Source organism: Streptomyces sp. NPDC005794 (assembly GCF_042871445.1).
Lineage (GTDB): Bacteria > Actinomycetota > Actinomycetes > Streptomycetales > Streptomycetaceae > Streptomyces.
In genome coordinates, this window is record NZ_JBIAIN010000018.1 from 148700 (window position 1) to 173193 (window position 24494).

The 24494-nt window shown below is 71.0% G+C and carries 23 protein-coding genes and 1 pseudogene; 14 read left to right on the top strand and 10 right to left on the bottom strand.

Going from position 1 to position 24494, the window contains the following annotated elements; all coding sequences use genetic code 11:
• Nucleotides 1–18: 18 nt before the first annotated feature.
• Nucleotides 19–612 (top strand): TetR/AcrR family transcriptional regulator, encoded by a 594-nt coding sequence (locus tag ACFYQ5_RS26910; protein WP_389201177.1) that lies wholly within the window; start codon nt 19–21, stop codon nt 610–612.
• Nucleotides 613–947: 335 nt separating this feature from the next.
• Nucleotides 948–2255 (top strand): M28 family peptidase, encoded by a 1308-nt coding sequence (locus tag ACFYQ5_RS26915; RefSeq protein ID WP_389201178.1) that lies wholly within the window; start codon nt 948–950, stop codon nt 2253–2255.
• 43 nt (nt 2256–2298) lie between these two features.
• On the opposite strand, the gene ACFYQ5_RS26920 is transcribed toward ACFYQ5_RS26915, so the two are convergent.
• Both ACFYQ5_RS26920 and ACFYQ5_RS26925 read right to left on the bottom strand, forming a co-directional pair.
• Nucleotides 2299–3516, bottom strand: coding sequence for an acyl-CoA dehydrogenase family protein (locus ACFYQ5_RS26920; protein ID WP_389201180.1), 1218 nt, complete (start codon nt 3514–3516; stop codon nt 2299–2301).
• Between the two features lie 7 nt (nt 3517–3523).
• On the bottom strand, nt 3524–4546 hold the full coding sequence (locus tag ACFYQ5_RS26925; RefSeq protein ID WP_389201181.1) for a phosphotransferase family protein: 1023 nt from the start codon (nt 4544–4546) through the stop codon (nt 3524–3526).
• A gap of 116 nt (nt 4547–4662) precedes the next feature.
• Between ACFYQ5_RS26925 and ACFYQ5_RS26930 the strand changes: the two genes are divergently transcribed.
• Together ACFYQ5_RS26930 and ACFYQ5_RS26935 are read left to right on the top strand one after the other, a co-directional pair.
• Nucleotides 4663–4842 (top strand): hypothetical protein, encoded by a 180-nt coding sequence (locus ACFYQ5_RS26930; protein ID WP_389201183.1) that lies wholly within the window; start codon nt 4663–4665, stop codon nt 4840–4842.
• Between the two features lie 36 nt (nt 4843–4878).
• A complete protein-coding gene (locus ACFYQ5_RS26935) occupies nt 4879–5814 on the top strand; it encodes an NADP-dependent oxidoreductase (RefSeq protein ID WP_389201184.1) in 936 nt (311 codons plus the stop codon).
• A gap of 28 nt (nt 5815–5842) precedes the next feature.
• On the opposite strand, the gene ACFYQ5_RS26940 is transcribed toward ACFYQ5_RS26935, so the two are convergent.
• Genes ACFYQ5_RS26940 through ACFYQ5_RS26955 form a run of 4 tightly spaced genes read right to left on the bottom strand, consistent with a single transcriptional unit; the run spans nt 5843 to nt 7977 of the window.
• Nucleotides 5843–6154: a DUF202 domain-containing protein gene (locus ACFYQ5_RS26940; protein WP_389201186.1), complete on the bottom strand. Its 312-nt coding sequence runs from the start codon at nt 6152–6154 to the stop codon at nt 5843–5845.
• Nucleotides 6151–6546: a YidH family protein gene (locus ACFYQ5_RS26945; protein ID WP_389201188.1), complete on the bottom strand. Its 396-nt coding sequence runs from the start codon at nt 6544–6546 to the stop codon at nt 6151–6153. Before ACFYQ5_RS26945 ends, ACFYQ5_RS26940 begins: the two co-directional genes overlap by 4 nt.
• The gene (locus tag ACFYQ5_RS26950; protein ID WP_389201190.1) at nt 6543–7073 is read right to left on the bottom strand and encodes an NUDIX domain-containing protein; all 531 of its coding nucleotides are present in this window, start codon (nt 7071–7073) and stop codon (nt 6543–6545) included. The genes ACFYQ5_RS26945 and ACFYQ5_RS26950 overlap by 4 nt, the downstream gene beginning before the upstream one ends.
• Nucleotides 7060–7977, bottom strand: a complete 918-nt coding sequence (locus ACFYQ5_RS26955; RefSeq protein WP_389201193.1) for a DMT family transporter — start codon at nt 7975–7977, stop codon at nt 7060–7062. The genes ACFYQ5_RS26950 and ACFYQ5_RS26955 overlap by 14 nt, the downstream gene beginning before the upstream one ends.
• Before the next feature lie 157 nt (nt 7978–8134).
• Here ACFYQ5_RS26955 and ACFYQ5_RS26960 point away from each other — a divergent pair, with 157 nt between their 5' ends.
• The 4 genes from ACFYQ5_RS26960 (at nt 8135) to ACFYQ5_RS26975 (ending at nt 12790) form a co-directional block, all read left to right on the top strand.
• On the top strand, nt 8135–9790 hold the full coding sequence (locus ACFYQ5_RS26960; RefSeq protein ID WP_389201194.1) for an FAD-binding dehydrogenase: 1656 nt from the start codon (nt 8135–8137) through the stop codon (nt 9788–9790).
• A 201-nt stretch (nt 9791–9991) separates the two neighbouring features.
• Nucleotides 9992–11191 carry a PQQ-binding-like beta-propeller repeat protein gene (locus ACFYQ5_RS26965; RefSeq protein WP_389201196.1) on the top strand — a complete coding sequence of 400 codons (1200 nt, stop codon included), beginning with the start codon at nt 9992–9994 and terminating at the stop codon, nt 11189–11191.
• A gap of 326 nt (nt 11192–11517) precedes the next feature.
• The gene (locus tag ACFYQ5_RS26970; RefSeq protein WP_389201227.1) at nt 11518–12183 is read left to right on the top strand and encodes a molybdopterin-dependent oxidoreductase; all 666 of its coding nucleotides are present in this window, start codon (nt 11518–11520) and stop codon (nt 12181–12183) included.
• The gene (locus tag ACFYQ5_RS26975; RefSeq protein WP_389201197.1) at nt 12125–12790 is read left to right on the top strand and encodes a cytochrome b/b6 domain-containing protein; all 666 of its coding nucleotides are present in this window, start codon (nt 12125–12127) and stop codon (nt 12788–12790) included. Before ACFYQ5_RS26970 ends, ACFYQ5_RS26975 begins: the two co-directional genes overlap by 59 nt.
• A gap of 6 nt (nt 12791–12796) precedes the next feature.
• Here ACFYQ5_RS26975 and ACFYQ5_RS26980 read toward each other — a convergent pair whose 3' ends face one another.
• The gene (locus ACFYQ5_RS26980) at nt 12797–14194 is read right to left on the bottom strand and encodes a GntP family permease (RefSeq protein ID WP_389201198.1); all 1398 of its coding nucleotides are present in this window, start codon (nt 14192–14194) and stop codon (nt 12797–12799) included.
• 11 nt (nt 14195–14205) lie between these two features.
• Nucleotides 14206–14715, bottom strand: coding sequence for a gluconokinase (locus tag ACFYQ5_RS26985; RefSeq protein ID WP_389201199.1), 510 nt, complete (start codon nt 14713–14715; stop codon nt 14206–14208).
• Nucleotides 14716–14860: 145 nt separating this feature from the next.
• On the opposite strand from ACFYQ5_RS26985, the gene ACFYQ5_RS26990 reads away from it, so the two are divergent.
• From ACFYQ5_RS26990 to ACFYQ5_RS27000, 3 genes are all read left to right on the top strand, one after another.
• Nucleotides 14861–15562 (top strand): FadR/GntR family transcriptional regulator, encoded by a 702-nt coding sequence (locus tag ACFYQ5_RS26990; protein ID WP_389201201.1) that lies wholly within the window; start codon nt 14861–14863, stop codon nt 15560–15562.
• A gap of 75 nt (nt 15563–15637) precedes the next feature.
• Nucleotides 15638–16723: an S-(hydroxymethyl)mycothiol dehydrogenase gene (locus tag ACFYQ5_RS26995; protein ID WP_389201202.1), complete on the top strand. Its 1086-nt coding sequence runs from the start codon at nt 15638–15640 to the stop codon at nt 16721–16723.
• A complete protein-coding gene (locus ACFYQ5_RS27000; protein WP_389201204.1) occupies nt 16723–17352 on the top strand; it encodes an MBL fold metallo-hydrolase in 630 nt (209 codons plus the stop codon). The genes ACFYQ5_RS26995 and ACFYQ5_RS27000 overlap by 1 nt, the downstream gene beginning before the upstream one ends.
• 12 nt (nt 17353–17364) lie before the next feature.
• Here ACFYQ5_RS27000 and ACFYQ5_RS27005 read toward each other — a convergent pair whose 3' ends face one another.
• Together ACFYQ5_RS27005 and ACFYQ5_RS27010 are read right to left on the bottom strand one after the other, a co-directional pair.
• The gene (locus tag ACFYQ5_RS27005; protein ID WP_389201206.1) at nt 17365–18303 is read right to left on the bottom strand and encodes a pseudouridine synthase; all 939 of its coding nucleotides are present in this window, start codon (nt 18301–18303) and stop codon (nt 17365–17367) included.
• Nucleotides 18304–18368: 65 nt separating this feature from the next.
• Nucleotides 18369–19589: pseudogene (locus tag ACFYQ5_RS27010) on the bottom strand (immunoglobulin-like domain-containing protein); the annotation flags it as partial.
• A gap of 293 nt (nt 19590–19882) precedes the next feature.
• On the opposite strand from ACFYQ5_RS27010, the gene ACFYQ5_RS27015 reads away from it, so the two are divergent.
• The 3 genes from ACFYQ5_RS27015 to ACFYQ5_RS27025 form a co-directional block, all read left to right on the top strand.
• Nucleotides 19883–20935: a rhamnogalacturonan acetylesterase gene (locus tag ACFYQ5_RS27015; RefSeq protein WP_389201208.1), complete on the top strand. Its 1053-nt coding sequence runs from the start codon at nt 19883–19885 to the stop codon at nt 20933–20935.
• 28 nt (nt 20936–20963) lie between these two features.
• Complete coding sequence (locus ACFYQ5_RS27020; protein WP_389201210.1) at nt 20964–22001, top strand: family 43 glycosylhydrolase; 1038 nt, start codon at nt 20964–20966, stop codon at nt 21999–22001.
• Nucleotides 22002–22117: 116 nt separating this feature from the next.
• Nucleotides 22118–24494 (top strand): alpha-L-arabinofuranosidase C-terminal domain-containing protein (locus ACFYQ5_RS27025; protein ID WP_389201212.1); only part of this gene is annotated, 2377 nt, incomplete at its 3' end.

Below are 24494 nucleotides of genomic sequence, written 5' to 3' on the forward strand. Positions count from 1 at the left end.
GAGGGCAGGTGGCGGCACATGGCCAAGGCGACGGACGGGAACGGTACGCCCGTCCCCCAGAGGCTGCTGGCCGCCGCCACCCGGCTCTTCGCGGAGCAGGGCTACGACCGCACCTCCGTCCAGGAGATCGTCGAGGCGGCGGGTGTCACCAAGGGGGCGCTCTACCACTACTTCGGCTCCAAGGAGGACCTCCTCCAGGAGGTCTACGCCCGGGTGCTGCGGCTCCAGCAGGAGCGCCTCGACGCCTATGCGAACGCCGAGGCGCCGATCGAGCAGCGACTGCGTGACGCGGCGGCGGACGTGGTCGTCACGACCATCGACAACCTCGACGACGCCTCGATCTTCTTCCGCTCCATGCACCATCTGAGCCCGGAGAAGAACAAGCAGGTACGGATCGAGCGCCGCCGCTACCACGAGCGCTTCCGGGCCCTGATCGAGGAGGGGCAGCGGGCCGGGGTGTTCTCCGCGGCCACCCCGGCCGATCTGGTCGTCGACTACCACTTCGGCTCGGTCCACCACCTGTCCACGTGGTACAGCCCGGACGGTCCGCTCAGCCAGCAGGAGGTCGCGGGCCATCTGGCGGACCTGTTGCTGAGAGCCCTGCGTCCCTGACGGTCTCCCGGCCCTCCGCCGGCACCACCGTCCGGCCCGGAGCCGGCCGGCGGACACGGACGCACGGGGACCGGGACGCCGTAGGCGTCGGCCGCGTCGCGATCGAGCAGGGCCTTCCACGTCCCGGCCCCCGGTGTGATGGTCACGTCGTGACGCCCACCCGGATGTCCGCTGAGCGAACGCTCTTGTCCGGATTCCACCCTTGACGGTGCGCGGTCACCTCCTTGAACATCGGGGGCGCACTTCCAGTCCCACTGCTCCAGGCCCCGGGCCGTGCACGCCCCGGGGACCCCCTGCACGTTCCGTCAGTCCCCGAACGGAATCCGGAGCCCTTGATGAGACCTGCCCGACGCAGCTCCCTGTCCGTCGCCGCGCTCGCCGTCGCGGCCCTGCTGGCCGCCGCCGCACCGGCGGTCCAGGCCGCACCCGCCAGGGTCGCCGCCGCCCCCGACATCCCGCTCGCCAACGTCAAGGCGCACCTCGCCCAGCTCCAGTCGATCGCCACCGCCAACGGCGGCAACCGGGCCCACGGCAGGGCCGGTTACAAGGCGTCCATCGACTATGTGAAGGCGAAGCTGGACGCCGCCGGGTTCACCACCACGCTCCAGCAGTTCACCTCCGGCGGAGCCACCGGCTACAACCTGATCGCCGACTGGCCGGGCGGTGACGCGAACCAGGTCCTGATGGCCGGCGCCCACCTCGACTCGGTGACCTCCGGCGCCGGCATCAACGACAACGGCTCCGGCTCGGCCGCCGTGCTGGAGACCGCCCTCGCGGTCTCCCGGGCGCAGCTGGCCCCCGACAAGCACCTGCGCTTCGCCTGGTGGGGCGCCGAGGAGCTGGGGCTCGTCGGGTCGAAGTACTACGTCAACAGCCTGGCCGCCACCGAGCGGGCCAAGCTCGCCGGGTACCTCAACTTCGACATGATCGGCTCACCCAACGCCGGATACTTCGTCTACGACGACGACCCGGTCATCGAGCAGACCTTCAAGGACTACTTCGCGGGCCTGTCGATACCCACCGAGATAGAGACCGAGGGCGACGGCCGCTCCGACCACGCGCCGTTCAAGAGCGCGGGCGTGCCCGTCGGAGGCCTGTTCACCGGGGCGAGCAACACCAAGTCCAGTGCCCAGGCCCAGAAGTGGGGCGGCACCGCGGGGCAGTCCTTCGACCGCTGCTACCACTCGTCGTGCGACACGACCACGAACATCAACGACACGGCCCTGGACCGCAACAGCGACGCGATCGCCCACGCCGTCTGGACCCTGTCGGCGGGGACGGTCACCCCGCCGGCCGGCACGGTGTTCAGCAACGCCACCGACGTCGCCGTACCCGACAACGGGGCCGCAGTGACCTCGTCGCTCCCCGTCACCGGCCGTACGGGCAACGCCCCTTCGGCCCTCGAGGTGGCCGTGGAGATCAAGCACACCTACCGCGGTGACCTCGTCGTCGACCTGCTCGCGCCCGACGGCACCGCGTACCGCCTGAAGAACTCCAGCAGCAGCGACTCGGCCGACAACGTCAGCGCGACGTACACCGTCAACGCCTCCGGCGAGGCCGCGAACGGCACCTGGAAGCTCCGGGTGCAGGACGTCGCCGCGCAGGACACCGGCTACGTCGACAGCTGGCAGCTCACCTTCTGACCCGCCGGGGAGGCGCCGCTCGGGGCGCCTCCCCGTGCCGGGCTCAGAGGTACTTCTTGATCTCGCGCCGCGCCAGCGACCGCTGGTGCACCTCGTCCGGTCCGTCGGCGAGCCGCAGGGTCCGTGCCGACGACCAGAGTTCGGCCAGCGGGAAGTCCTGGCTCACTCCACCGGCTCCGTACAGCTGCACCGCCTGGTCGAGGATGTCGCAGACCGCGCGCGGGGTGGCGATCTTGATCGCCTGGATCTCCGTGTGCGCCCCGCGGTTGCCCACCGTGTCCATCAGCCAGGCCGTCTTCAGCACCAGCAGCCGCAGCTGCTCGACCGTCACCCGGGCGTCCGCGATCCAGTTCTGGACGACGCCCTGCTGGGCCAGCGGCTTGCCGAACGCCGTACGCGCCACCGCCCGCTTGCACATCAGCTCGATCGCGCGCTCGGCCATCCCGATCAGCCGCATGCAGTGGTGGATCCGGCCCGGGCCCAGACGCGCCTGGGCGATGGCGAAACCGCCGCCCTCCTCGCCGATGAGGTTCGAGGCGGGCACCCGCACATCGGTGAACACCACCTCGGCGTGGCCACCGTGTGAGTGGTCCTCATAGCCGTACACCTGCATCGCGCGGCGCACCTCCAGGCCAGGGGTGTCACGCGGGACGAGGATCATGGACTGCTGGCGGCGGATGTCCTCGCCGTCCGGGTCCGTCTTCCCCATCACGATGAAGACCGCGCAGTCCGGGTTCATCGCCCCGGAGATGTACCACTTACGCCCGTTGATGACGTAATCTCCCCCGCTCTCCCGGGTGATCCTGGTCTCGATGTTCGTCGCGTCCGACGAGGCCACGTCGGGCTCCGTCATCGCGAAGGCCGAACGGATCTCCCCGGCGAGCAGCGGCTCCAGCCACTGCTTCTTCTGCTCCTCGGAGCCGAACTGGGAGAGCACCTCCATGTTCCCGGTGTCCGGGGCCGCGCAGTTCAGTGCCGTCGGCGCCAGGTGCGGGCTGCGGCCGGTGATCTCGGCCAGCGGGGCGTACTGGAGGTTCGTCAGCCCCGCGCCGTACTCCGCGTCCGGGAGGAAGAGGTTCCACAGGCCCTGCCCGCGCGCCTCCGCCTTGAGGGCGTCCACGATCTCCGGGGTGTCCCACGGGGACGCCAGCCGCGCGCGCTGCTCCTCGGCGACCTCCTCGGCGGGGTACACGTGTTCGTCCATGAACGTGAGCAGCCTGGTGCGCAGCTCTTCGGTGCGGGCGTCGAATGCGAAGTCCACGGGGTGATCAGCCTTCCTGGAGGGTGGTGAGGCCGTGCGCGATGAAGACCGGGACCAGGTCGCCGATGCGGTCGAAGCCGGCGCCGACGGTCTGGCCCAGGGTGTAGCGGTAGTGGATGCCCTCGAGGATCACGGCGAGCTTGAACCACGCGAAGGCCGTGTACCAGGAGATGGCGGAGGTGTCGCGGCCGGAACGGGCGGCGTACCGCTCGATCAGCTCGGCGGGGCGGGGATGGCCCGCGGCGCCGCTCGTGGTGGAGACCGGCGACTCCGGCAGGTCCAGGTCGGAGCTGTACATCACCAGCAGACCGAGGTCGGTGAGCGGGTCGCCGATGGTGGACATCTCCCAGTCCAGGACCGCCTTGATCCGGTCGTCCTGGCCGACCAGCACGTTGTCCAGGCGGTAGTCGCCGTGCACGACGGTGGGTGCGGGGGAGGCGGGGAGCTGCCGGCCGAGCGCGGCGTGCAACTCGTCGATACCGGCGAGCTCACGGTTGCGGGAGGCGTCCAACTGCTTGCCCCAGCGCCGCAGCTGCCGGTCCAGGAAGCCGTCCGGGCGTCCGAAGTCGCCGAGGCCGACGGCCGCCGGATCCACGGCGTGCAGATCCACCAGGGTGTCCACGAGCCCCAGGACGACGGCCCGGGTGCGCTCGGCGCCGAGCGGGGCGAGCTGTTCGGCCGTGCGGTACGGGGTTCCCTCGACGTACTCCATGACGTAGAAGGGCGAGCCGATGACCGCGTCGTCCTCGCAGAGCAGGAGCGTTTCCGGCACCGGGACAGCCGTGGAGTGCAGGGCGCTGATCACCCGGTGCTCGCGCTTCATGTCGTGGGCGGTGGCGAGTACATGGCCCAGCGGAGGCCTGCGCACGACCCACTGCCCGGAGCCGTCGGTGACGACGTAGGTGAGGTTCGAGCGGCCGCCCTCGATGACCCGGGCGTCGAGCGGTCCGTTCACCAGCCCCGGCCGCTCACGGTCGAGATGGCCGCGCAGCAGGTCGAGATCGAGACCTGGCGGGTGGACTGGGCTCATGGGGCGCACCTCCGGGGCGGTTGAACGGTCGGCACCATGATGCCGACCAGTCGGTATGTCGTCCAGTGTCCGCCCGGAATCCGAGAAGTGATCTCCGGCTCCCCGCCTCGGTCCGCGTGTCGGCCGTCCCAGCCCCGCGCCGCCACGAACGCGTCCCCGTGCGCGGCGGACCGGCGTCCAGCGGGCTCGACCAGGCCGCGTATCTGGAGGCGACCACCGCGTTCCTCATCGGGCTCTGGCACTCCGGACACGACCCGCGGACGCTGCTGCCGCCCTTCGAGGTGGCCACGGCCTGAGTTGCGGGCGCCCCCGCCCGCCCCGATCGTCGGAGCATGAAGGCGATCAGCTACAGCAGGTACGGCTCGGCCGACGTACTGGAGTACGGCGAGCGCCCCGACCCGAAGGTCGGGCCCGACTCGGTCCTCGTGAAGGTGCGGGCCGCGGCCGTGAACCCCGTCGACTGGAAGGCCCGCGAGGGCTACCTCCAGGCGGGGCTGGAAGCCGTGTTCCCCGTCATCCCCGGCTGGGACGTCTCCGGTGTCGTGGTCCAGCCAGGCGCCGCCGTGGACGAGTTCGCGGTGGGGGACGAGGTCATCGGCTACGTGCGCGAGGACTTCCTCTCGCGCGGCACCTTCGCCGAGTACGTCGCCGCACCCGTGCGCACCCTCGCCCGCAAGCCTCTGAGCATCGGCTTCGAGGAGGCGGCGGGCCTGCCGCTGTGCGGCCTCACCGCACACCAGGTGCTGCACCGCACCCTGAAGGTCCAGGAGGGCGAGACCGTCCTCGTCCACGCGGCCGCCGGCGGGGTCGGTTCGCTCGCCGTCCAGCTCGCCCGGCACGCGGGCTGCCGGGTCGTGGGCACGGCCGGGTCCCACAACCACGACTACGTACGGCAGCTGGGCGGCGAACCCGTGGAGTACGGCGACGGGCTGGCCGCCCGGCTGCGGGAGCTGGTTCCCGGAGGCTTCGACGCGGCGTTCGACACGGTCGGCGGGGAAGCGCTCCGGGTCTCCGCCGAGACCCTCGCGCCAGGCGGCCGGCTCGCGTCCATCGCCGACGCCGAGGTCTTCTCCTACGGCGGGCGCTACGCCTTCGTGCGGCCCGACGCCACGGACCTCGCCCACCTCGCCGGACTCGCCGAGCAGGGCATCGTCTCCGTCCACGTGGACCGGGTCTTCACCCTGGAGCAGGCCGCCGACGCCTACCGGCTCAACGAGGAGGGGCGCACCCGGGGCAAGATCGTCGTCAGCGTGGACTGGGAGGACTGACGCCGCCCGGCCGGTCAGGTACGGCCGGTCAGAACAGCGTGACGACGCCGAACACCGCGAGCGCGACCGTGCACGCGGCCGCCGTCAGCGCATGACGCGGCGACAGCGGGGCGGGCCGTGCGGTCCCCATGCCCGTCACCCGGCGGTGGGCCACCGCGAGGAACCCCAGCCAGGCCAGCAGGCTCAGGGCCACCGCGAACACCCCGGCCCCGGTCGCACCGCTGTGCAGGGACTGCCGGACCGCGAGCAGGGCCACGACCGTGCACGCCAGGGTGGTGCGGCGCCAGGCCAGCCGCGTCCGCTCGGGCTGGAGGCCGGGATCCCGCCCCGCGGTGGTCACCGGCCGTCCCAGCCGAACAGGACCACCACCACCATCGCGACCGCCACCACGGCGACCACGAGGCCGATCAGCGCGGGGAAGCGCGACACCGGCAGATCCTCCCCGCGCCGCATCGCACGCTCGCACCGCACCCAGTGGTTGACGGCCCGCAGCGCGCAGAGCACCCCGGCGGCCAGCAGCCCGAGCGCCAGGCCGGCACGGACCCCCCAGGCCAGTGAGGGCAGGAACTGGTCGACGGCGAACCCGCCGCCGACGAGCGCGAGGGCCGTCCGGATCCAGGCCAGGAAGGTGCGTTCGTTGGCGAGGGAGAAACGGTAGTCCGGGGTGTCGCCCTCCTCACGGATCCGCTCCGGGGTGAACCACAGCCGCAGACCGCGCGTGAAATCACTCACCCGGTGGCCCCCGCTCCGCGGCCGGACCGGAACTCCCGCAGCCGGTGGTACGTCTCCAGCCCGTCCGGCACCCACGTCCGGTCGCCCAGGCGCCCTTCCAGCTCGGCGTCGGTCATGAAGGTGTGCCAGTCGACCTCCTCGGCCTGCGGCCGCACGGGCAGTTCGCAGCGCACCTCGTAGACGTACGACCACCAGCTGTGCCCGGGGCTCTCGTAGAGGTACTTGAAGAGCGGAGTGGGCCGGGGGAGACCGGAGACCCCCAGCTCCTCCTCGGCCTCCCGCAGCGCCGCCTCGTCGTACGACTCGCCGGCGCCGACGACCCCGCCCACGAACATGTCGTAGTGCGAGGGGAAGACCAGCTTCGTGGCCGTCCTCCGGTGCACGAACAGCCGGCCCGCCGCGTCCCGGGCCTCGATGAAGACACAGCGGTGGCGCAGGCCGCGCGCGGTCGCCTCGCCGCGGCGCTCCTGCCCGACGACCTCGTCGTTCTCGTCGACGATGTCCAGGATCTCGTCAGCCGGTGTCATGGGGCCCATCCAACATCACCCGGTCGGCAGCCGTGGATCCGTGTCGCTCCTTGCCCTCCGGCATCGCCGGGTGCAGCCCCAGCAGCACGATCCCGGCGACGACGGCCGCCAGACCCACGGCCTGCCAGGCCAGGGCGCCCGTGTCGGTGCGCACCTGGTCGCCGAGGAAGCCGATCCCGCAGACGATCCCCGCCAGCGGCTGCGCGGCGGTCAGCGCGGGCAGCGACATCCGCAGCGGCCCCGCCTCGAACGCGCTCTGGACCAGGAGCAGCCCGGTCACCCCGAGGACGAGGACGGCGTACGGCTGCCAGGCGGTCAGCAGCGCCGCCCAGCCGTCGTCGGCCAGCCGTTCCCCGCTGAGCCTGGTCAGGGCGTCCTGCAACCCGTAGAGCAGGCCCGCCGCGAGACCCAGCAGGACAGGTGTCCCACGCGTCCGCGGGTGTCTGGCGCAGGCGGTCAGGAGGACGGCGATCCCCGCCACCACACCGATCACCAGCCAGTGCCGCGGGGTCTCCGTCACCGCCTCACCGCCGCGTGGCTCGCCGGCCAGCAGGAACGCGGTGACGCCGCCCGCCAGCAGGCAGAGGCCTCCCCAGCCCTGCTTCCCCAGTTGCTGGCCCGTGCGGTGCCGTGACAGCGCCATCGCGAAGAGCAGATTGGTCGCCAGGAGCGGCTCCACGACCGACACCTCGCCCTGGCCGAGCGCCAGGGCGCCGAGGACCATTCCGCAGACCATGAGGCCGATCCCGGCCAGCCAGCTCGGGACCCGCATGAGGTCGAGCAGCAGCCGGGGAGAGAGGAAGTCGCTCAGAGGCGCGCGGCGGGCGGCGTCCTGCTGGAGGACGAATCCGAAGCCCAGGCAGCAGGCGGCGCCCACGGACAGCAGGAGTACCAGCACCGACACGGTCCGACGATAGCCCGGCGGCCGTACGGGACCGGTGAGGGCGCCGCCGACGGGACGGTTGACGTGGGCACTGCCCGTGCCGAAGATCTGAACCCACAGGTAACTTGCTCAGCCCGCCCGCCGCCGCTGCCCCGCACCGCTCCGAAGGATGGAACCCATGGCGTACGACGCTGATGTGATCGTGATCGGGGCAGGACTCGCGGGGCTGGTGGCCACCGCCGAGCTCGTCGACGCGGGCCGCACGGTGATCCTCCTCGACCAGGAACCCGAGCAGTCGATCGGTGGCCAGGCGCACTGGTCCTTCGGCGGCCTCTTCCTCGTCGACTCGCCCGAGCAGCGCCGGCTGCGGATCAGGGACAGCCACGACCTGGCCCTCCAGGACTGGTACGGCACGGCCGGCTTCGACCGCGAGGAGGACCACTGGCCACGGCAGTGGGCCGAGGCGTACGTCGACTTCGCGGCAGGGGAGAAGCGGTCCTGGCTGCACGCCCAGGGGCTGCGGCTCTTCCCCGTCGTCGGCTGGGCCGAACGCGGCGGCTACGACGCGAACGGCCACGGCAACTCCGTGCCCCGCTTCCACATCACCTGGGGCACCGGCCCCGGTGTCGTCGCCCCCTTCGAGCGACGGGTCCGCGAAGGCGTCGCGAAGGGCCTCGTCCACCCCCGCTTCCGCCACCGGGTGACCGGCCTGGGCCGCTCGGCCGGATCGGTCGACACGGTCACCGGAGAGATCCTCGCGGAGAGCGGCGCCGAGCGGGGCACCGCGAGCAGCCGTGAGGTCACGGGCACCTTCGAGCTCAGGGCCCAGGCCGTGATCGTCACCTCCGGAGGCATCGGCGGCAACCACGAACTCGTGCGCGCCCAGTGGCCCGAGCGGCTGGGCACGCCGCCCCAGAAGATGCTCTCCGGGGTCCCCGCCCACGTCGACGGACTGATGCTGGGCATCGCCGAGAAGGCCGGTGCCCACCACATCAACAAGGACCGGATGTGGCACTACACCGAGGGCATCGAGAACTGGAGTCCGATCTGGGACAAGCACGGCATCCGGATCCTGCCCGGTCCGTCCTCCCTCTGGCTGGACGCCCGCGGCAAGCGGCTCCCGGTCCCGCTCTTCCCGGGCTTCGACACGCTGGGCACCCTCGAACACATCATGCGGTCCGGCCACGGCTACACCTGGTTCGTCCTCGACCGGAAGATCATCGGCAAGGAGTTCGCTCTCTCCGGTTCCGAGCAGAACCCGGACCTGACAGGGAAGTCGGTGCGTGACGTGATCGGCAGGGCGCGCGCCGACGTACCCGGCCCCGTGAAGGCGTTCATGGACAAGGGCGTGGACTTCGTCGTCGAGAAGGACCTCGGCGCGCTCGTACGGGGAATGAACGCGCTCACCGGCGAAGGGCTCATCGACGAGGACGCCCTGCGTCGCGAGATCACGGCCCGCGACCGTGAGATCGCCAACCCCTTCACCAAGGACCTCCAGATCACGGCGATCAACGGCGCCCGCGCCTATCTGGGCGACCGGCTGATCCGCACGGCGAAGCCGCACCGCATCCTCGACCCGGAGGCGGGTCCGCTCATCGCCGTACGGCTGAACATCCTGACCCGCAAGTCCCTGGGAGGGCTGGAGACGGACCTGTCCTCCCGCGTCCTGACCGGCGACGGCACCCCGCTGCCCGGGGTGTACGCGGCGGGGGAGGCGGCGGGCTTCGGCGGCGGTGGGGTCCACGGCTACCGCTCCCTGGAGGGCACGTTCCTCGGCGGCTGCATCTTCTCGGGCCGGACTGCGGGCCGGGCGGCGGCGAAGGCGCTCGGCTGACGGGCCCCCTCCCCGCGAGCGGGCCGCAGCCCGGGATGGTGACGGGAACTTCACGAGCCTGTCCCGGTTGTGTGCCGTACGGGGGAAGGCCGAAAAGCGACGGTAGCCTTGCGGCGCTCAAGGCGTTCCGGGGGTCCCGGGAGCGTCGCAACAGGTGAACGGAAGCGGGGGACGGACATGTTCGGGCACGGCGGGAACGCGATGTCGCGCAGGCAGATGCTCAGGCTGGCCGGTACGGGGCTGGGGCTGGCCGTGCTCGGGGCGGGGGCGGTGGGGTGCGGTCCCGAGGAGGACGCGCCGGCCGGCGGCGCCACGCCGGGCGGGGAGAAGAACGGCGACGCCTTCACCACCCCGCCGCCCGGCACCGCGCCCGAGCCGCTGTGGCAGGCGGACACCGCGAGCACCAGCCTGTCCGGCAGCGACGCGCTCGCGGTGATCGGCGGTCTGGTCCTGGTGTCGGGTGACCCGCTGGTGGGACGGGACGCCGTCAGTGGCAAGGAGAAGTGGTCGCGCGCCGGCATCACCACGCCGGGCGCCGAGCTCGTCGTCGGTGGTGGGACGCTGTACCTCGCCAGCGCGGAGTACGACGGTGACGTGGTGGGTCTGGATCCGGCCACGGGCAAGGAGACCTGGCGCAGCCGTCTGGGCGACGAGTACCAGCAGCCGCGCCCCATGGCGGCCGACGAGGGCCATGTCTACGTGCTGGCCGGCATCCTGGAGAAGGACTTCACCACGCCGGACAACGTGATCGCCGCGATCGACACCGCCTCCGGCAAGGTCGCCTGGCGTGAGCAGCGCGACGCGGGGACCGAGGAGTACGGCATCAACGCCGCGGTCGTCGGCGAGCGCCTCGTCTACACGGACTACCGGGAGAACGTGACCGTCCGCGACACGGCCACGGGCCGGCAGGTCTGGACGAAGAAGCTCGGCCGGTCCAACCGTCGTCGGTTCGCCGTGCACGAGGAGCTGGTGATCGTGGCGGACGGACAGCGGCTGCGGGCGCTGGAACTGTCCGGGGGCAAGGAGCGCTGGTCGCTCACCACGGAGGAGTTCAGCAACTTCTACGACCCCCATCTCCTGGACGGTGTGCTCTACGCCTCCGACAGCGCGCGCGCCCTGTGGGCGGTCGACCCCGCCACGGGCAAGGAGATCTGGCACAACGAGGACCTGCGGGACAAGGCGACGCAGGCGTGGCAGTTCGTCAAGGTGAACGGTGTCCTCTACGGCGCCACCGAATTCGACAAGGACGGTGGTGTGCACGCCTACGACGCGGCGACCGGGAAGCTGCGCTGGACCTACAACGACAAGAGCGGCGACATCCAGCAGTGGTACGTGGCCGCGGCGGGCAAGCGGCTGGCCGTGATGCACGGGAAGCGGCTCTACGCGCTCCCCGCCGTCTGACAGGCACGCCCCGTCAGCCCTGTCAGCCCCGTCAGCCCCGTACGCCCGCCGACTGCGCGAGGCGGCCGGGGCCGGGCCGTCAGAGGAGCCGCTCCACCACGCGGTAGCGCTCCGCCACGCTCATCGTGTCGTCGTCCACGGTGCGTTCCCGTGGGAGAAGGCGGCGGAGAGTGGTCAGGACCCGTGGTGATCCGCGTTTCTTTCCGAAGTGTGACGCCCACCCGCGGCCCCTGGTGACGGACGGCCGCAGGTGTTCGAATGGGCGGGTGAAGAATCCCCCTCCCGACGGTGGCGGCACACCCGTCGGCCGCCGTCTGGTCCTGGCCATGCTCGGCCTCGGTGCCGCCGGGGTGGCGGCCGCCCCCGCGCTCCAGCGTGCGCTGGAGAGCGGACTGGGCGCCGTCGCCGACCAGGACCCCACCGGACTCACCGGCCTGCTCCCCAACGGCGGCGGCTTCCGTTACTACTCGGTCGCCACCTCCGTGCCCGAGAAGACCGCCGCCGATTACCGCCTCACCGTGGACGGCCTGGTCGACCGCCCGGCGACGTACACGCTCGACTCCCTGAAGGCGCTGCCGCAGACCCGCGTCGTGCGGGACGTCCAGTGCGTCACGGGCTGGAGAGTGCCCGAGACCCCGTTCGACGGGGTCAGGCTCTCGGCTCTGCTGGATGCGGCAGGGATACGGCCCGACGCGAAAGCGATCCGGTTCACCTGCTTCGACGGCGCCTACAGCGAGAGCCTCACCCTGGAACAGGCCCGGCGCCCGGACGTCCTTGTCGCCCTGCGCATGCAGGACAAGCCGCTCAGCCACACCCACGGCGGTCCCGCGCGTCTCTACGTCGCCCCCATGTACTTCTACAAGTCCGCCAAATGGCTGTCCGGGATCACCGTCACCGACTCCGTGCGCCCCGGCTACTGGGAGGAGCTCGGCTATGACGTCGACGCCTGGGTCGGCCGGTCCAACGGCCGCGACGACGCCCCCACCGTCTGAACCCTCGTCGAGGCTACGGCGCTTCACCACCGCGGAGCGCTGGGTGCACCGCACCACGGCGTGGCTGACGCTGCTCTGTGTCGCCACGGCCGCCTGTCTGTACGTCCCCCAGCTCGCGGAACTCGTCGGCCGCCGACGGCTCGTGGTCGCCGTGCACGAATGGTCCGGGCTGCTCGTCCCCGTACCGCTGCTGGCCGGACTGGTCTCCCGCGCACTGCGGGCCGACCTCTCCCGGCTCAACCGGTTCGGGCCGCACGACCGGCAGTGGCTGCGGGCCGCCCTGCGCCGCGACCGCACGCCCGGATCACGGCCGGCGGGCAAGTTCAACGCGGGCCAGAAGCTCTACGCGTCGTGGATCGCGGGCGCCGTGCTCGTGATGCTCGGCACCGGGCTGCTGATGTGGTTCACCGGACTCACCCCACTGGTGTGGCGCACGGGCGCGACCTTCGTCCATGACTGGCTCGCCCTCGCCATCGGCATCGTCCTCGCCGGGCACATGGCGAAGGCGCTCGCCGACCCGGAGGCACGCCGTGGCATGCGTACCGGGTCGGTCGAGCGCCTCTGGGCCCGTTCCGAGCACCCGTTGTGGCGGGAGCCGGAGGAGTAGTGCCCGCTACAACACCAGGGACAGCAGCAGGATGAAGGCCAGCGAGACGACGGAGATGATCGTCTCCATCACCGACCAGGTCTTGATCGTCTGCGGGACGTCCATGCCGAAGTACTCCTTCACCAGCCAGAACCCCGCGTCGTTGACGTGGCTGAAGAAGAGCGAGCCGGCGCCGACGGCGAGGACGAGCAGGGCGACGTGCGAGGACGACAGGTCGGCGGCGAGAGGCGCCACCAGACCGGCCGCCGAGATGGTGGCCACGGTCGCCGAGCCCGTCGCCAGCCGGATCGCGACGGCGATCAGCCAGCCGAGCAGCAGGGCGGGGATCGACCAGTTCTCGGAGAACTCCAGGATCATCTGGCCCACACCGGCGTCGATCAGGGTCTGCTTGAACCCGCCGCCGGCGCCCACGATCAGCAGGATGCCCGCGATCGGTGCGAGCGACTTCTCGACGGTGCCGGAGAGGCGGCCCTTGGTGAATCCGGCCGCGCGGCCCAGGGTGAACATGCCGACGATCACAGCTGCGAGCAGCGCGATCAGCGGCGAGCCGATGACGTCGGTGACCCGCTGGACGTGGTTCTCCGGGTCGTCCACCACGATGTCGGCCAGCGCCTTGATCAGCATCAGCACGACGGGCAGCAGGATCGTCGCCAGGGTCGCGCCGAAGCTGGGCCGGCGGTCCAGGTCCTCGGACGGGCGCTGCGGGATCATCTTCTCCGGCGCCTCGATGTCCACCCAGCGGGCGGCGTAGCGGGAGAAGACCGGACCGGCGATGATCACGGTGGGGATGGCCACCAGCACGCCGAGGGCCAGCGTCACGCCCAGGTTGGCGCCAAGGGCGTCGATCGCGACCAGCGGGCCGGGGTGCGGGGGGATCAGCCCGTGCATCACGGAGAGACCGGCGAGCGCGGGGACGCCGATCCGCATCAGGGAGTAGTTGCCGCGCTTCGCGACCAGCAGCACCACCGGAATCATCAGCACGATTCCGACCTCGAAGAACAGCGGAAGCCCGATGATCGAGGCGATCAGGACCATCGCCCACGGCATCGCCCGCCCGCTCGCCTTCGCGAGGATCGTGTCGACGATCTGGTCGGCGCCGCCGGAATCGGCGAGCAGCTTGCCCAGGATGGCGCCGAGGGCGATGAGGACACCGACACCCGCGACGGTGGAACCGAGGCCCGCGGTGAAGCTGGCGATGGTCTTCGCCGGGTTGGCCCCGGCGAAGGAGCCGAGTGCCAGCGAGCCGATGGTCAACGCGAGGAACGCGTGCATCTTGAACTTGGTGATGAGCAGGACGATGACGGCGATACCCGCCAGGACGGCGATGCCCAGCTGCGCGTTGCCGGCCGAGGTGATCGGTTCGACGGCATCCGCTGCCAGCATCTCGACGCTGAGACTGGTCACGGTGGTGATCCTTAGTTCGCGAGCCCGCGCAGCGCGGCGACGGCCCGGTCGGTGATTTCCTCAGGGGTGCCGGACACGTCGACGGCGACGCCTGCCTCGTCCTCCTGCAGTGACTGCAGGGTGGCGAACTGGGAGTCGAGCAACGCGGTCGGCATGAAGTGGTTCTTGCGGTCCGCCATGCGGCGTTCGATGAGAGCCCGGTCGCCGGTCAGATGCAGGAAGACGGCACCGGGGGCCTCGGCCCGCAGCCGGTCGCGGTACACCCGCTTGAGCGCCGAGCTGCTGACGACGCCGCCGAGCCCCGCCCGGCCGTGTGCCCACTGCCCGATCGCGTCCAGCCACGGCCAGCGGTCGTCGTCGTCCAGCGGCGTACCGGCGGACATCTTGGCGATGTTGGCCAGCGGGTGGAAGTCGTCGCCCTCGGCGTAGGGGACGCCCAGTGCGTCGGCGAGCAGGGGGCCGATCGTGGTCTTGCCGGTCCCTGCTACGCCCATCACCACGACGACGTGGGGGGTGCTCATTGGTGCCTCGCTGTCTTCATCGACATCGGTCCGTCGACATCGGTCCGTCGCGCTACTGAAACCCATTACATACGACTTATTCAAGTGGCTGTGACATAAACGTCGTACTTTTTGTTCCCGCATGCCGCCCCGTAGGCTTGTGGGCATGACCACACCTGCCCGGGGGCTCCATACGCATGTGCTGGACGCCCTGGGTCTGGAGATCACGGCGGGTGACTGTCCGCCCGGCCGGGTCCTGCGCACGGACGAGCTCGCCCAGCGCTTCGACGTGTCGCGCACCGTCGTACGCGAAGTGATCCGCGTCCTGGAATCCATGCATCTGGTCGAGTCCCGGCGCCGGGTCGGGGTGACCGTGCGGCCCGCCGAGGAGTGGAACGTCTACGACCCCCAGGTCATCCGATGGCGCCTCGCCGGCTCCGACCGGCCCCGGCAGCTGCGCTCCCTCACCGTGCTGCGGTCCGCCGTGGAACCCGTCGCCGCGGGACTCGCGGCCCGTCACGCCACCGCCGAGCAGTGCGCGGCCCTCACGGAATGCGCCCTCGGCATGGTCGCCACCTCGCGCGGCCAGCAGCTGGAGGGCTACCTGCGGCACGACATCGCCTTCCACCGCATCGTGCTCAACGCCTCAGGCAACGAGATGTTCGCGAGGCTCGGCGACGTCGTCGCGGAGGTCCTCGCCGGGCGTACCCACCACCAGGTGATGTTCGAGGACCCGGACCCCGCCGCCGTCACGCTCCACGTACGGCTCGCCGAAGCCGTGCGCGAGGGCGACGCCGAGGAGGCGGAACGGCTGACCGAGGAGATCGCGGTCGGCGCGCTGCACGAACTGGACGTCCTCGCCCCGTGAGCGGCTCCCCGTCCGGGTACGGTGGGTGAGATCGATCTTCGGTACAACGGGGCAGTCGGAATGGGAGACCACGGCATGGCGCAGCAGGTACAAGGGGTCATCGCACCGGGGAAGAACGAGCCGGTCCGGGTCGAGACGATCCTGGTGCCGGACCCCGGCCCCGGTGAGGCCGTGGTCAAGATCCAGGCGTGCGGCGTCTGCCACACCGACCTGCACTACAAGCAGGGCGGCATCAACGACGACTTCCCGTTCCTGCTCGGCCACGAGGCCGCGGGCGTCGTGGAGTCCGTCGGCGACGGCGTCACCGACGTCGAGCCCGGCGACTTCGTCGTCCTCAACTGGCGTGCGGTGTGCGGCCAGTGCCGCGCCTGTCTGCGCGGCCGCCCCTGGTACTGCTTCGACACCCACAACGCGAAGCAGAAGATGACCCTCCTGGACGGCACGGAGCTCTCCCCGGCGCTCGGTATCGGCGCGTTCGCGGAGAAGACCCTCGTCGCGGCCGGCCAGTGCACCAAGGTCGACCCCGAGGTCTCCCCGGCCGTCGCCGGACTGCTCGGCTGCGGTGTCATGGCGGGCATCGGCGCCGCCATCAACACGGGCCAGGTCGGCCGCGGCGACTCCGTCGCCGTCATCGGCTGCGGCGGCGTCGGTGACGCGGCGATCGCCGGAGCCCGGCTCGCGGGAGCGGCGAAGATCATCGCGGTCGACATCGACGACCGCAAGCTGGAGACGGCGAAGAAGATGGGCGCCACCCACACCGTCAACTCCCGCTCCGGTGACCCCGTCGAGGCGATCCGCGCACTGACCGGCGGCAACGGCGCCGACGTCGTCATCGAGGCGGTCGGCCGCCCGGAGACGTACAAGCAGGCCTTCTACGCCCGGGACCTCGCCGGCACCGTCGTCCTCGTCGGCGTGCCCACACCCGAGATGCAGCTCGAACTCCCGCTCCTCGACGTGTTCGGACGCGGCGGTTCGCTCAAGTCCTCCTGGTACGGCGACTGTCTGCCCTCGCGTGACTTCCCGATGCTCATCGACCTGCACCAGCAGGGACGCCTCGACCTGGGCGCCTTCGTCACCGAGACCATCCAGCTCGGCGAGATCGAGCAGGCCTTCGCCCGGATGCACGACGGCGACGTCCTGCGCTCGGTGGTGATCCTCTGATGGCCGCCCGCATCGACCACCTGGTCACCTCCGGCACCTTCGCTCTCGACGGCGGCGAGTGGGACGTCGACAACAACGTCTGGATCGTCGGCGACGACACCGAGGCCGTCGTCATCGACGCCGCCCACGACGCCGCCGCGATCGAGGCCGCACTCGGCGGCCGTACGCTGCGCGCGATCATCTGCACCCACGCGCACAACGACCACATCGACGCGGCCCCCGCCCTTGCCGACGCGACCGGGGCGCCGATCCTGCTGCACCCGGACGACCTGCCGCTCTGGAGGCAGACCCACCCGCACCGCGACCCCGACGCCGAACTGGCCGACGGCCAGGAGCTGGAGATCGCCGGGACACGCCTCACGGTGCTGCACACCCCGGGTCACGCTCCCGGCGCCGTCTGCCTCCACGCACCCGGGCTGAGCACGGTCTTCACCGGCGACACCCTCTTCCAGGGCGGCCCCGGCGCCACCGGACGGTCCTTCTCGCACTTCCCGACGATCATCGACTCGATCAGGGACCGGCTGCTCACCCTGCCGCCGGAGACCGCCGTCCGCACCGGACACGGGGACTCCACCACCATCGGCGCGGAGGCCCCGCAGCTGGAGGACTGGATCAACCGCGGCCACTGACCGCGGCGGGCCTCACCGGTCCGGCCACGCGGAGAGCCGCTGCCCGCTCTCGAAGCGGTGCGGCTCGCCCGTGACCGGATCGGTGAACTCCAGTACTTTCGCGAGGAGTTGCAGCGGGCGCGCGTAGTCCTCGTGCTCCGGCTCGGGCTCCACCACCGGATAGACCGGATCGTTCACCAACGGCAGCCCCAGCGCGTTCATATGGACCCGCAGCTGATGGGTGCGGCCCGTCGCGGGCAGCAGCCGGTAGCGGCCGAGGGCGCCCCGGTGCTCCAGCAGTTCGACCCGGCTCTCGCTGTTCGCGGGCCCCGGCTCCTCGCGCGCCGCGATGACCCCGCGCTCCTTGAGGATCCGGCTCCGCACGGTGCGGGGGAGTGTGAGCCGTGGATCGTACGGTGCCACCGCCTCGTACTCCTTGCGCACCAGCCGGTCCCGGAACAGCGTCTGGTACGCGCCCCGGTCCCCGGCCCGTACGACACAGAGCACCAGGCCCGCCGTCAGCCGGTCCAGCCGATGAGCGGGCTGCAGCTCCGGGAGGTCCAGCTCCCTGCGCAGCCGGGCCACCACGGTCTGCGTGATGTGACGGCCGCGCGGGGTGGTCGCCAGGAAGTGCGGCTTGTCGGCGATGACCAGGTGCGCGTCCCGGTGGACCACGCCGACCGGGAACGGCACCGGCTCCTCCGGTGCGAAGTCCCGGTGGAACCAGAGGAACCGGCCCACCGTGTACGGCTCGTCACCGTCCACCGGGCCGCCGTCGGCCCCGACGAAGAGCCCCTCGGCGAGCATCGCGTCCACCCGCCGCGCCCCGACCGCAGCCGCGAACCGGTCCAGCAGGTGGTCCCGGACGGTCGGCCAGGCGCCGCCGGGATCCTCGGGCAGTCTGACGCGCACCGGGTCGATCCCGTCCCGCTGGGGGAGGGGGGCGGCGGGGGGCTTCGCCCGTCCTCGCATCGTCTCGGTCCTTGTCGCCGGAGGGGCCCGGTACAGACGGGCACAGCCCTTCATCATCCCACCGCGTAGGCCCCCAGCAGCCGCTCGTACTCCTGCTGCGTGACCGGAAGCACCGTGCCGTGCCGGGCGCCCGCCGGGAGCTCGTAATCCGCGGACATCGTCCACTTCCCGGAGTCGAGATCGGCCGTCTCGAACGGCACGTAGCCCCGGCCGCCGAATTCGTCGATGAGCAGGTACCACTTCGCCTCGGTGTTGGACGCGAAGACCGCCGGCCCCTCACCGCGCTCGATCGAGCCCTTCCCGATGCAGTCGGCGACGAATCCGTAGGGGCCGGAGGTCAGGTCCTGCGACTTCTCCACGGTGATGAACTTGGAGCAGGGGGTGTCCGACGAGGGGTTCCGCTCGTCCTTGGTGAACCGGTAGTAACTGCCCTCGTGACGGATCACCGTCGAGTCGATCACCGAATAGCCCGGGTCGTGCCACACGGCGGGCTCGCTGAAGGTGCGGAAGTCGCGTGTGGTCGCGTACATCATCTTGTTGTAGGTGCTGCCGGTGTGCTCCGGGTCGTCGGGCGCGTAGACCTTCGAGGCCCAGAAGACGACGTACGAGCCGAGCTCCTCGTCGTAGTACGCCTCGGGCGCCCAGGTGTTGCCGGCGGTGTCCGGTGCGACCTCCACCAGGCGCCGGTCGGTCCAGGTCACCAGGTCCGTGGACTCCCAGACCATGATCGACCGGCTACCGGTGCGCTGCACCTGGTCCCAGCTGCCGCCGCTGCCCCCGTACATCCGGAGGTCGGTGGCGATCTGGTAGAACGTGTCCCCCTCCGGGGAGCGGATGATGAACGGGTCGCGGAGACCACGGGTGCCGACATCGGAGGTGAGGACCGGCTTGCCGCCGTTCAGCTCCTGCCAGTGCAGGGCGTCGTCGCCCCGGCTGAGCGCCATCCGGATCTGCTCGCCGTCGGCGGTGCCTTCGCCGGTGAAGTAGCTCATGGCGTAGCCGGTGTACGGGTCCTTCCGTGGGAGTTCCGGTACCGAGGCGGTGAAGGTGCGGCGCGTGGCGGCCTTCCCGCGTGTGACGACCGCGGTGAGCTGCACGCGCTCCGGTCCCGCGCCGGGCTCCGGGCGGTGCACCACGCCCGTCGCGTCGATGACCGGCGGCCTGCCGGACTTCCACGTGACGCCGGTGCCGTGGGCGCCGGTGCCGGGCAGCGTCAGATTGCCGCGTACGTCGTCGAGCCCGTGAACGGTGAGTGAGGCGGCGGCCCGCTCGGTGGCAGCCCTGTCGCCGGCCGGGGCGGGGCCGGCGACAGCGGATCCGCCGGGGATCGAGAGCAGGCCGACGACGAGGGACAGCAGGGGCAGCAAGGGGACCAGGGCTCTTCTCGCGAAGTGCGGACGCATGACTCTCCCGACGTGGCGTTCGAAATGGCGGACAGCGTTCGTCAAATCGGACCGACGCTAGGGCTGTTGGTGACCCTGGTCAAGGGAGCCGGACAAAGTTTCTCGCACCGTAGAAAGCGCTTGCCGATCCGCGTATGGTCTGGCCCCGCTGAATCCGTTCACCTGAGGAGCCGTCCATGCGCCGAGCCGGATCCGTACTGCTGGCAGCCTGCACCACCACTGCCGCCCTGACTGCCCTGACCGCAGTCCCCGCCGGAGCCGAGGAGCGAAGCGCGGCCGGACGGGACCACTGCACCGGCGCCTCCCCCGTCGTCTGCCACATCGATGTCGCCCCCGGCACCTACCGGATCCGGGCCCTCCTCGGAGGCGGTGCGGGGCCCGGCTCCACGGCCGTCACCGCGGAGTCCCGCAGAGCAGTGCTCGCCGAGACCCCGACCCCCGCCGGTGGGACCGTCCGCCGCACCTTCACCGTGGACGTGCGCGATCCGGAGGGTGAACCCACCGGTGCCCTCGGCAGCCCGGGACTCGACCTCACCTTCGGCGGCGCGGCCCCGCAGCTCGCCTCGCTCCACGTCGAACGTGTCCGTACGCCGCAGCTCCTGCTCGCGGGTGACTCCACCGTCTGCGACCAGGCCGGTGAGCCCTACACGGGCTGGGGGCAGCAGCTCCCGCAGTACCTCACCGACCGGATGGCCGTCGCCAACTACGCCGACTCCGGCGAGGGCTCACAGTCCTTCCGGGACGACCCCGCGCTCTTCCCCGCGCTCCGGGCCCACATCCACCACGGCGACCTCGTCCTCATCCAGCTCGCCCACAACGACAAGCAGACCGACCGCGACACCTACCGCGCCAACCTCACCGCGATGATCGAGGACGTACGCGCCGAGGGCGGGCGGCCCGTACTCGTCACCCCGATCGTGCGCCGCTGGTTCAACGCCGACGGCACCCTCGACAACGGCACCGCACTGCTCGTCAACGGCCTGGGCGTCGACCTGCCCGCCGAGGTGCGCGGCATCGCCGCCGAGCAGGACACCCCGCTCGTCGACCTCACCGCCCTGACCAGGGCCCGGGTCGAGGAGCTCGGTCCCGAGGGGTCCAAGGCCCTCTACCTCTACGACGAGAAGCGCGACAACACCCACACCTCGGCGCGCGGAGCCACCGAGTACGCCGCGCTCGTCCTCGGCGAACTGCGGGATCAGAAGCTGGTCCCGTCGCGCGCGATCCGGTGAATCCGTCCCCACACGAGAGGCGATACTCATGAGTCAGGCCGAAGTGCCCAGCCGCAGGGCCGTGCTGAGGGGAGCCCTGGCCGCAGGGGCCCTCACCGCCGCACCCGGCGTGGCCCACGCCGCGGAGTCGCGAGCCCCGTACCGCAATCCGCTGGTCGAACAGCGTGCCGACCCGCACATCACCCGGCACACCGACGGCCGGTACTACTTCACCGCCAGCGTCCCCGAGTACGACCGGATCATCCTGCGTTCCTCCCGCACACTGAGCGGTCTGAGCACCGCCGGCGAATCGGTGATCTGGACCAGGCACACCACCGGAGACATGGCCGCCCACATCTGGGCACCGGAACTCCACCACATCGGCGGCGTGTGGTACATCTACTTCGCCGCGGCCCCGGCGGACGACGTCTGGAAGATCCGGATCTGGGTGCTGGAGAACGCGAACCCCGACCCGTTCCGTGGTTCGTGGACCGAGAAGGGGCAGCTCACCACGGCCTGGGACACCTTCTCCCTCGACGCCCACACCTTCACCCATCGCGGCGACCGTTACCTCGCCTGGGCCCAGCACGAGCCCGGACTCGACAACAACACCGGGCTCTTCCTCTCGCGGATGGCCGATCCCTGGACCCTGACCGGGCCTCAGATCCGGCTCAGCACGCCGGAGTACGACTGGGAATGCGTCGGCTTCAAGGTCAACGAGGGGGCGGCCGTCATCGAGCGGAACGGCCGCGTCTTCATGACGTACTCCGCGAGCGCGACGGACGCCAACTACTGCATGGGTCTGCTCACCGCCGACGCCGGCAGCGACCTGATGGACCCGGGCTCCTGGACGAAGTCCCCGGAGCCCGTCTTCGTGAGCAGCGAGGAAACGGGCCAGTACGGACCCGGCCACAACTCCTTCACTGTCGCCGAGGACGGCCGCACGGACGTGCTGGTCTATCACGCCCGGCCGTACGAGGAGATCGCCGGCGATCCGCTGCACGACCCCAACCGCCACACCCGTGTCCAGCGGTTCGGCTGGCGCGCGGACGGCACCCCGGACTTCGGAGTCCCCGTGCGCTCCTGAGAATCTGTCCCGGCCAGTTCGGGCGGGAGCGTTGACGCACTGCCTCGCCCTGCCTATCTTGCGTTCGAAGTTCTGGGCAACGTCTGATATCTCGAACAATTTTCCCTGGAGCGTCCATGCCGCACCCGCACCTGTGGCCGAGACTCACCGTCCCGGTCATCGCCCTCCTGCTCGGCGCGCTGGTGGCAGCACCCACCCGCGCCGACGACGGTCCGTCCGAGGCGGAGGCGACGGACTACTCCCTCGCCGTCCACCCCGACCGCACGGGACCGGCCATCAGCGAGTCGATGTACGGCGTCTTCTACGAGGACATCAACCACGCCGCGGACGGCGGTCTCTACGCCGAGCTCGTCCAGAACCGCTCCTTCGAGTACGACCGTGCCGACAACGCCGCGTACTCACCCATGACCGCGTGGACCGAGACCGCGGTGGCCGGCGCCACGGGACGCGCCGGCACCGTGGACGACGACCGGCGGCTGGGCGAACGCAACCGGCGCTACCTACGTCTGGACCTCGACGGGACAGGAGACCGAGGGGCCGGCTTCGGGGTCACCAACTCCGGTTACAACCAGGGCCTGGCCCTGCGCAAGGGCGAGCGCTACGACTTCTCCGTATGGGCCCGCACCGACCGGCCCGGGGGGACCACTCTGACCGTCGGAGCCACCGCGACGGACGGCGCCGCGCTCGCCACGCCCCTGCGCGTCACGGCCCGCGGCGACCGCTGGAAGAAGTACACCGGCACCCTCACCGCCCGCACCTCGGCGGCGGACGGCCGGCTCTCCGTCACGGCGGGCGGCAGCGGAACCGTACGGCTCGACATGATCTCGCTCTTCCCCCGCGACACCTACCAGGGCCGGGCGAACGGCCTGCGCAAGGACCTCGCGGAGAAGACCGCCGCTCTGGATCCCGGCTTCCTGCGCTTCCCCGGAGGCTGCCTCGTCAACACCGGGAGCCACGAGTCGTACGAGGCGCCCGGCTGGGAGCGGAAGCGCTCCTACCAGTGGAAGGAGACCATCGGCCCCGTCGAGCAGCGTCCCGTCAACGCCAACTTCTGGGGCTACAACCAGACCTACGGCCTGGGGTACTACGAGTACTTCCAGTTCGCGGAGGACATCGGGGCGATGGCCCTGCCGGTCGTGCCGGCCCTCGTCACCGGCTGCGGCCAGAACAAGGCGACCGACGACCCGGCACTGCTGGAACGGCACATCCAGGACACCCTCGACCTCATCGAGTTCGCCAACGGCCCGGCCGACTCCACCTGGGGCGCGAAACGTGCCGCGATGGGCCACCGCGCGCCGTTCGGGCTCACCCACCTGGAGGTCGGCAACGAGGAGAACCTCCCCGACGAGTTCTTCACCCGCTTCACCGAGTTCCGCGAGGCCATCGAGGCCAGGTACCCCGACATCACCGTGATCAGCAACTCCGGCCCGGACGACAGCGGCACCACTTTCGACCGCGCCTGGCAGCTCAACCGCGACGCGGACGTCGCCATGGTCGACGAGCACTACTACAACAGCCCGCAGTGGTTCCTGGAGAACAACGAACGCTACGACGCCTACGACCGTCAAGGTCCGAAGGTGTTCCTCGGCGAGTACGCCTCGCTCGACAACCGCTTCTCCAACGCCCTCGCGGAAGCGGCGTTCATGACGGGCCTGGAACGCAACGCCGACGTCGTGGAGCTCGCCTCCTACGCCCCGCTCCTCGCCGACACGAACGACGCGCAGTGGCGGCCGGACATGATCTGGTTCGACAACGAGAAGTCATGGGGGTCGGCGAACTACGAGGTGCAGAAGCTCTTCATGAACAACGTCGGTGACCGCGTCGTACCGAGCACGGCCTCCGCGACACCCGCCACCACCGGGCCGATCACCGGCGCGGTAGGCCTGTCGACCTGGGCGACCAGCGCCGCGTACGACGACGTCGAGGTCACCGGGGCGGACGGCGCCCGGCTGCTGAGCGACGACTTCTCCGCCGGCGACGCGCAGTGGACGAAGGCGGCGGGACGCGGCACCTGGGCCGTCGAGGACGGGGCGTACGTCCAGTCCGACGAGAGCGCCGAGGACACCCTGGTCATGGCGGGCGACACCGGCTGGCAGAACTACGACCTGCGGGTCGAGGCCACCAAGAAGGCCGGAAAGGAGGGCTTCCTCGTCGCCTTCGGGGTCAAGGACACCGGGAACACCTACTGGTGGAACCTCGGCGGCTGGGGCAACACCCGCTCCGCCGTGGAGAAGGCCGTGGACGGCGCAAAGCAGACGATGACCGAGGACTCCACCACGATCGAGACGGGACGTGCCTACGACATCCACGTCCAGGTGCGCGGCCGGCAGGTCACCCTCTTCCTCGACGGCGAGCAGTGGGGCACCTTCACCGACGACAAGCCCGCCGAACCCTTCCGGCAGGTGGTCACCCGGGACGACGCCACCGGCGACCTCGTCGTCAAGGTCGTGAACGCACAGGCGGCGGACGCCAGGACCCGGATCGACCTGGGGG

Coding starts and splice junctions, on each gene's coding strand:
- ACFYQ5_RS26910 (WP_389201177.1), top strand. CDS start 19: ATGGCCAAGGCGACGGACGGGAACGGTACGCCCGTCCCCCAGAGGCTG.
- ACFYQ5_RS26915 (WP_389201178.1), top strand. CDS start 948: ATGAGACCTGCCCGACGCAGCTCCCTGTCCGTCGCCGCGCTCGCCGTC.
- ACFYQ5_RS26925 (WP_389201181.1), bottom strand. CDS start 4,546: ATGAGCCCAGTCCACCCGCCAGGTCTCGATCTCGACCTGCTGCGCGGC.
- ACFYQ5_RS26935 (WP_389201184.1), top strand. CDS start 4,879: ATGAAGGCGATCAGCTACAGCAGGTACGGCTCGGCCGACGTACTGGAG.
- ACFYQ5_RS26950 (WP_389201190.1), bottom strand. CDS start 7,073: ATGACACCGGCTGACGAGATCCTGGACATCGTCGACGAGAACGACGAG.
- ACFYQ5_RS26960 (WP_389201194.1), top strand. CDS start 8,135: ATGGCGTACGACGCTGATGTGATCGTGATCGGGGCAGGACTCGCGGGG.
- ACFYQ5_RS26965 (WP_389201196.1), top strand. CDS start 9,992: ATGTCGCGCAGGCAGATGCTCAGGCTGGCCGGTACGGGGCTGGGGCTG.
- ACFYQ5_RS26970 (WP_389201227.1), top strand. CDS start 11,518: ATGCTCGGCCTCGGTGCCGCCGGGGTGGCGGCCGCCCCCGCGCTCCAG.
- ACFYQ5_RS26975 (WP_389201197.1), top strand. CDS start 12,125: ATGACGTCGACGCCTGGGTCGGCCGGTCCAACGGCCGCGACGACGCCC.
- ACFYQ5_RS26985 (WP_389201199.1), bottom strand. CDS start 14,715: ATGAGCACCCCCCACGTCGTCGTGGTGATGGGCGTAGCAGGGACCGGC.
- ACFYQ5_RS26990 (WP_389201201.1), top strand. CDS start 14,861: ATGACCACACCTGCCCGGGGGCTCCATACGCATGTGCTGGACGCCCTG.
- ACFYQ5_RS26995 (WP_389201202.1), top strand. CDS start 15,638: ATGGCGCAGCAGGTACAAGGGGTCATCGCACCGGGGAAGAACGAGCCG.
- ACFYQ5_RS27000 (WP_389201204.1), top strand. CDS start 16,723: ATGGCCGCCCGCATCGACCACCTGGTCACCTCCGGCACCTTCGCTCTC.
- ACFYQ5_RS27005 (WP_389201206.1), bottom strand. CDS start 18,303: ATGCGAGGACGGGCGAAGCCCCCCGCCGCCCCCCTCCCCCAGCGGGAC.
- ACFYQ5_RS27015 (WP_389201208.1), top strand. CDS start 19,883: ATGCGCCGAGCCGGATCCGTACTGCTGGCAGCCTGCACCACCACTGCC.
- ACFYQ5_RS27020 (WP_389201210.1), top strand. CDS start 20,964: ATGAGTCAGGCCGAAGTGCCCAGCCGCAGGGCCGTGCTGAGGGGAGCC.